Raw genomic sequence first — 7,196 nt, forward strand, 5'->3', positions numbered from 1 at the left:
AAGAACCCGGCAGCCTGCTCTTATTCGCCCTCCGTCCGCTACGGTTCCAGCGTCAGCTCTTCCCCGTTGTCCCCATACACGTTTTTGGAGCGGACGAACTTGCGTTTCTCCACGATGTTCCCGATCCTCGCCATCAGCGTCGAGACGAGGACCGCGAAGAGCACCATCCCGTAGAAGCCGGCACCGATACCGATCCCTACCCCGCCGACGAACAGGATCATGGCCGCGGAGGTCAGCCCCTTGACCTGCAAGCCGTTCTTCAGGATGACGCCGGCGCCCAGGAAGCCGAGCCCCGATACGATCTGCGCGGCCAGGCGCATCGGGTCCATCATCGTCCGCAGATTGCCGGTGCTGTACTTCTCCACGCTGTAGATCGAAGTCAGCGTGATGAGCGTGCTGGCAACGCAGACGTACATATAGGTCTTCAACCCCGCCGGCTTGCTCTTCGATTCGCGATCCCAGCCGATCAGGAAGCCGAGCAGCGCGCTGAGCGACACGCGCGCGTACATCTCGTAATGCTCCAGCAGATGCATCTTGACGCTCAACAATAGAGTCACCACCTGTCACTCCTCCCGCGTATCGCGCGCTTCAGGCCGGATGGCGGGCGATCGCAAGCGCAGGCACGGGGTCGTTGCAGGTCATCGTCGTCACGCCGCAGGCCAGCGCGTAGCGGACCTGCGCCTCGTCGTCCGGGCAATAGCACCAGACGAGGTGCCCCCTCTCGCGGCACGCGTCCGCCGCATCCGGCGTCAGCTGCTTCATATTCAGCGCGATCGCCCACATCTTGGCGTAGGTCCCCTCCGGTCCGTCGACGAAGTTCCGCATAACTTCGCCCGGGAAGCCTTGCGTCTTGCGCCCGTACCGGTCGTGAATATGCGCCAGGACGTCCGCGTCGAAGCTGGTGAAGACGCAGCGCTCGAGATAGCCGTAGCTCTCGAGCAGCGCGACCGCCGCGTCGGCGACCTCGCGTCCGTCCGGCGCCGGCTTGATCTCCACGTTCAGCAGCAGCTCCGGATACGGCCGCAACAACTCGCACAGCTCGGTCAGCGTCGGAATCCTCAGCCCGGCGAATGCGGGCCCGAACCACCCGCCCGCGTCCAGCTTCTTCAGCTCCGCCAGCGGCAGATCGCTCACCCGGCCCGAGCCGTCCGTCGTCCGGTCGACGGTCTCGTCGTGAATAACGACGATCTCCCCGTCGCGCGAAGACCGCAAGTCGAACTCCAGCATCGGCACGCCGAGCTCCAACGCTTTGGCGAAAGCCAGCAGCGTATTCTCCGGATAAGCGGACTTGTAGCCGCGGTGTCCGGACACAAAGACGTTCCGTTCTGACTCCAGACGCTCTATCATCGTAGTTCCATCTCCTATCGTTCGCATGATCGTTGCCGCATCCGCGGATTATTCGGCCAGAATCCGTTCCGTCTCTTTCTTGAACGTACCGAGCGTCGACTGAATGTCCTTACTATCGTACATGATCGCTTCGATCGCGGAGAAGAATTCGTGCATGATCTCCGGCCATGCGACGTCCTTGTTCGTGTCGATGGCGTACTGCAGCTGATCGTAGGCGACTTTGCGGTTCGGCTCCTTCGCCCACAGATCTTGCATCTGCTGGGACTCCGCCATCTTCTTCGTGAACGGGAGGTAGCCGGAATCGAGGATGAACTGCAGCCCTCCGTCGGGATCCTCCATCAGATAGCGGAGGAACTCCCAAGCCGCGTCCTTATGCTTGGAGCCGGCCAGCATCGCGACGTTGGCGCCTCCGGTCGGGCTTGCGTACTTTTTGTCCTGCGGCAAGAACGCGGTCGTATAATCGAAGCCGACCGTACCGCTCAGGCTGCCGATCGTGCCGGTGGACTGGAACATCATCGCGACCTTGCCTTCCACGAACATCTGGTTGACGATATTGCCGGAATCCTGGGCCGGCGGGTAATACAGCGCGCCGGTCTTCTGCAGGTCCTTCAGATATTGGAACACCTTGTCGCCGATGCCGTTGTCGATGAAGCCGAGCGACGTATGCTCGTCGTTGAAGAACTTCCCGTCCGCTTGGGAGATGAGGGCGATCGGGTACCACGTATCGTAGGGCATCGTCAGCCCGTAGCGCGAATACTCGCCGTTCGTCTTCACGACCATCGCGTTGGCCGTCTGCTTCAATTCCTCCCACGTCTTCGGGACCGACAGGCCCTTCTCGCTCAGCAGCGTCTTGTTGACGTGAAGGATCGGCGTCGAGCGGTTGAACGGCAGCGACACCAGCTTGTCGTTGAAGACGGAGTGTCCCATCAGCCCGGCATTGAAGTCGTCGGCGCTCATCTTCGACTTCTCCAGATAAGGCGTCAGATCCTCCAGCACGTCGGAGTCCGCGAACAGCTCCACGTAAGCCCGCTCCAGCATGCTCACATCCGGGGCCGTGCCGGCCGATACGGCCTGCTGCAGTTTGGTAACGGTTTCATCATAGCTGCCTTGAAAGGTGCCCACCACTTGAATATCGTCGTGGCTCGCGTTGAACCGCTTGATCAGCGCGTCCAGATACTCGCCGTTCTTGCCGCCTACCGAATGCCAGAACTGCACGGTGGTCTTCCCGCCGCCCGAGGCGGATCCGCTCGCTGTAGGCGCGCTCGATCCTTCCGCGTTCGCGTTGCCCGCGTTCGAACCGCCCCCGTTGCCGCTGCAGGCGGCCAACAGCCCGGCGAGCAGCGTCGCCGTCATCGCCAGACTTATCGTTCTCTTGACCATTTCCAAACCCCTCCGTCGTATTCGTAGTGGTAGAACGGTACGTCAATCGGTTACTTAATGCCCGAATACACGAACGCTTTGACGATCTGCTTCGAGCAGATCAGGTACACCAACAGGATCGGGACGACCAGCACGACGTTGCCCGCCATGATGATATGCCAGTTGCTGATGCCCTCGGTCTCCCGGAGCATCGAGATGCCGATCGTCAGCGGCCGCACGGCGGACGAATCCGTCATGACGAGCGGCCAGAAGTAATCGTTCCAATGGCTGACGAAGCTGAACAGCGCCACCGTCGCCAGCGCCGGCATGGACATCGGCGTCATGATCCGCGACATGATCGCAAGTTCGCTGGCATTGTCGAGCCGCGCGGCCTCGATGATCTCCTCGGGAATCTGCATGAAGTACTGCCGCAGCAGGAAGATCCCGAAGGCATTGGACATGAAGGGGACGATCTGCGGCAGCAGCGTCTTGATGACGCCCCAGTCCGCCATCATCAGGTAGACGGGAATGAACGTCACCTGACCCGGAATCATGAAAGCCAGCAGCACCATGCCGAACAACAGGCTCTTGCCTCTGAAACGGTATTTGGCGAAAGCGTAAGCCGCCGGGATCATCACCGCGAGCTGCAAGACGATGACCGACGCCGTAATGACGAGGGAATTGCGCGCATAGACCGGGAACGGGCCGGCCTGCATCGCTTCGGCGAAGTTGCCCCACTGCGGCGACGCCGGGATCCAGGTGGGCGGGAATGCCATCGTCTCCCGGAAGGTCTGGAGCGAGGTCGAGATCATCCAGAGGAACGGAAACACAAAGACGAGCAATAGGGCTATCTTCAGCAGCGCGTTGATCGACGTTCGCAATCGTCCGAATTCAAGCTTCAAGGATCGGTCCCCCTTCTCAAGCTTGCCGTACGCTTCATTGGTAGTAGACCTTCTTTGACAGCAGCCGGAAGTACAGCAGCGTCAATAAGGCGATGATCGCCATCAGAACGACGCCCGTCGCGGAAGCGTATCCAATATTGGTCGTTCTAAAGCTGTAGATATAGTAGACTAGCGTATTCGTGGCATCGTTGGGTCCGCCGCCCGTCATGATCTTCACGGTGTCGAACACTTTGAAGGAGCCGATCGTCATGATGATCAGCACGAAAAAGAGCTGAGGCGAGATCAACGGCAGCGTGATGCGGAAGAAGATGCGCGTCTTGCCTGCGTTGTCCAGCGCGGCCGCTTCGAAGAGCGGCGTCGGGATGCTGCGGATAGCCGCCACCATGATGAGCGCATAGTATCCGACGCCCTGCCATACCGACACGAGAATGACGGACAGCAGCGCCGTTCGCGAGCTCTGCAGCCACTGCGAAGCCGGCAGTCCCAGCGCCTTCAGCACGTAATTGAGGAAGCCCAGGCTCGGGTCCATCAACCACAGCCAGACGAGCGATACCGATACGATGGAGATGATGTGCGGGGTGAAGATCCCCGCCTGGAGGGCGGCGTTCAGCCGTCCCTTCTTGCCGATCCAGACGGCGATGAGCAGCGAGATCGCCATGGTCAGGACGACGACGCCGACCGTGTACGCCGCCGTATTGCCCAGCGCCTTGTAGAAATCTCCTCGCGTGAAGATATGATGGTAGTTGTCGAGCCCGATAAACTTGCTCTTGGCCTTGTTCATCAGATTGTACTTGTAGAAGCTCAAGTAGATTAAGTAGACGACCGGGTACATGACGAACAGGCAGATGCCCGCCATCGCCGGAGCGATCATAACATAGGGACGCAAGCCTTCCCACAGCCGTCTCCGTCTTACGGTTCTCGTTCGTTTTCCGCTCTCCGGGCTCGCTTCCTTCATCCTTTCGGTTGCCTCCAAGGGAGCCACACGCCAAACCTCCTTCGTCCAAAAGAGTGAACGCCGCCATCCATCGCCGCGCGGCGGACCGAATGGATCCTCCCCCCTTCCCGTCGTAAGACCGGATACTTCCATCCCGCCGTTAGAACGGAGTGCACAAATCCCGCCGCTAGACCGCATACACCGTCACGCCGCCGTCCCGGAAGGGCCGAAGCTGCGCTTCGGAGGCTTCCGTTCCGGTGATCAGCGTATGGATGGCGCCGTTCGGCGCAACCGCATGCAGCGACAGTTTGCCGAGCTTGCTGTCGTCCGTGACGACGATCACCTCCCGGGCCGCTTGGATCATCGCCTGCTTGGCCGGTACGAGCAACGCTTCGGGATGCATCAGTCCGTGCGCGTGGTGAAGGGCGGGCGTTCCGATGAACGCCTTCTCTACGCGGAGCGAGGCGAGCACCCGGTCGGTGAACATGCCGTTGAGCATGTAGCTGGACGGATACAGCTCCCCGCCCGTCAAGATCACCTTGACCCCGGGGGCGTCGCGAAGTTCGGCGGCGACGTTGATATCGTTCGTCACGACGACAAGGTCGGAGCGGTTAACGAGGTGGCGGGCGATGTGGAGCGTCGTCGTGCCCGAATCGATCATGATATGCTCGCCGTCCTCGACGAGACTGGCGGCCATCCGGCCGATCCGCATCTTCTGCTCCAGCCGGTTCTCCGACCGTTCGCTGAACGGCGGCTCGTCGCGCGTCCACTGCTCGGCGATGACGCCGCCGTGCGTCCGCTTCAGCAGCCCTTCCTGCTCGATCTCCATCAGATCCCGCCGGATCGTCGCCTCGTGGACTTGGAACTGCTGCGCCAATCCGGCGACCGTCGCGATCCGGCGCTGCCGCACGTGCTCGACGATCCGCATTTTCCTCTCCGCCGCTAACATGTGCGGCCACCGGGCGTCTCACGCGACATGTTCATCTACCAGCGGAAGTCGAGCAGCACCTTCGCCCAGCTCCGATGCGCCTCTGCCTCTCTCATGGCCGCGTCGAAGTCTTCGGCCGAGTCGATGACGGTCCGGCGCTCCGGCAGCAGCCGGCCGAGCGTGCGTTGGCAGCCGGCATCCTTCATCGCCTGCAGCACCGGCACGAAGTCCGTCCGCGAGCTTCTGCTGCTGCCCCTCATCTTAATCCCCTTCTCCAGCACGTCTCTCGTGTTGATCGGTACCCGGTCTTCGGTCACCCCCATCAAGATCAATTGGCCGCCCGGCCGCAATACGGCGATCGCCTGGTTGATGGCGCTTTCGGAGAACCGGCCGCCCGTGCACTCCACGGCGATATCGAAGCGCGGACCGGAGGAGAAGTCATAGTCTTGCACCAGGCTGACCGTCGCAAAATCGAACTGGGCGAGCTTCTCGGGTATGGCCCCGAAGACGAGCAGGCGCTCGCGTTCGACGCCGTAGACGTGGTGCAGCACGGCGGCGGCCAGGAAGCCGACCGGCCCGTCGCCGAAGACGGCGACCTTCGACGCGGCGAGCTTGTCGGCGACGGCGGCGAGCGCTTGGTAGGATACCGAGCACAGCTCCGTCAGAACGGCGATCCCATCCGGCACCTCGTCGGGTACGGGTATCGCGCACGGAGCGGGCACCACCAGCCGGCTCTGCGCCAGTCCATCCACGCCGCTGCCGAGGAACCGGCCGCGATGACAGTAGTTCTCGCCGTGACCCGATCGACATGCCGGACAGCACTGGTCCGGCGGGATGCCGTCCGTGAGGTAGCCGGGAATGTTGGGCACGACCACCACGCGCTGCCCGGTCTGCAGCTCGGGTACCCCGCTGCTGACGATCTTGCCGATGCCTTCATGAATGAGTGCCATCGGCAGCTTGCGCGCGAGCGCTTCCGGCCGCCTGTTGCCGCTATAGTAACGAAGATCCGCATGACAGATGCTGCCCAGCGACGGCTCGACTACGACCTGCCCCTCCTCTACCTCATGGGCGATGGCCGATTCGACGATCTGATGCGGCTGGATCAACCGGTAGGCCTTCGATTGGATTATCGTCTTGCTGCCGCTTGATGGAATCAATCCTTCAACCTCCGCTCGTTTTTGTATTTTTATGATCATAAATGTTCATTTCTGCGCATTTAGATCATACTGACGATAACCGGCTCCGTCAATACTTTCCGCGAAAAAAATGTTAATATTTATTTCATTTACGCTCGAAAGTCGTGATAATAATGCTCACAATTGTTCATTTGCGCGCGAAACAAAACGGACTGAAAAGCGGCTCCTGCATCCCCCGCGCGGTTCGGTTCCGCAAAAAACACGCATGACCTTGCCAGGTCACGGGCTATAATGAAAATTGCGACAGACTATAAAAGGATCGCACTACGGCGAATCCGGCCTTTACGAGCTGCAACGTTAAAATCCACATGGCCTATCGGATTCTTATTTGGTGGTTAGCGGACATTCTGACATTCTAAGCACGTTGACCTCCAGACCGCTAGACCTCCAGACCGCCTAACCGCTAGACCTCCAGACCTCCGCACCTCCAGACCTCCAGACCGCCAGACCTCCGGACCTCCAGACCGCCTGACCGCTAGACCTCCGCACCTCCAGACCTCCAACGCGGACCGAACAGTTGTAAATGTACA

The 7,196-nt window shown here is 60.7% G+C and carries 7 protein-coding genes; all 7 read right to left on the minus strand.

Features of this window, described 5'->3' with window-relative positions; all coding sequences use genetic code 11:
• Positions 1-38: 38 nt before the first annotated feature.
• Positions 39-533 carry an MgtC/SapB family protein gene (locus tag H7C19_RS12905; protein WP_185143072.1) on the minus strand — a complete coding sequence of 165 codons (495 nt, stop codon included), beginning with the start codon at positions 531-533 and terminating at the stop codon, positions 39-41.
• Between the two features lie 55 nt (positions 534-588).
• Complete coding sequence (locus tag H7C19_RS12910; protein WP_185143064.1) at positions 589-1,347, minus strand: glycerophosphodiester phosphodiesterase family protein; 759 nt, start codon at positions 1,345-1,347, stop codon at positions 589-591.
• A 48-nt stretch (positions 1,348-1,395) separates the two neighbouring features.
• Positions 1,396-2,727, minus strand: a complete 1,332-nt coding sequence (locus tag H7C19_RS12915; RefSeq protein WP_185143065.1) for an ABC transporter substrate-binding protein — start codon at positions 2,725-2,727, stop codon at positions 1,396-1,398.
• A 50-nt stretch (positions 2,728-2,777) separates the two neighbouring features.
• Entirely contained in the window at positions 2,778-3,518 is a 741-nt protein-coding gene (locus H7C19_RS12920) for a carbohydrate ABC transporter permease (protein WP_185143073.1), read from the minus strand.
• A gap of 124 nt (positions 3,519-3,642) precedes the next feature.
• Positions 3,643-4,563 (minus strand): carbohydrate ABC transporter permease, encoded by a 921-nt coding sequence (locus H7C19_RS12925; protein ID WP_246469475.1) that lies wholly within the window; start codon positions 4,561-4,563, stop codon positions 3,643-3,645.
• A 166-nt stretch (positions 4,564-4,729) separates the two neighbouring features.
• The gene (locus H7C19_RS12930) at positions 4,730-5,491 is read right to left on the minus strand and encodes a DeoR/GlpR family DNA-binding transcription regulator (RefSeq protein ID WP_185143066.1); all 762 of its coding nucleotides are present in this window, start codon (positions 5,489-5,491) and stop codon (positions 4,730-4,732) included.
• Positions 5,492-5,526: 35 nt separating this feature from the next.
• Positions 5,527-6,627, minus strand: a complete 1,101-nt coding sequence (locus H7C19_RS12935; RefSeq protein WP_221469222.1) for an alcohol dehydrogenase catalytic domain-containing protein — start codon at positions 6,625-6,627, stop codon at positions 5,527-5,529.
• Positions 6,628-7,196 lie beyond the last annotated feature (569 nt).

It is taken from the genome of Cohnella nanjingensis, from assembly GCF_014212125.1.
Lineage (GTDB): Bacteria > Bacillota > Bacilli > Paenibacillales > Paenibacillaceae > Cohnella > Cohnella nanjingensis.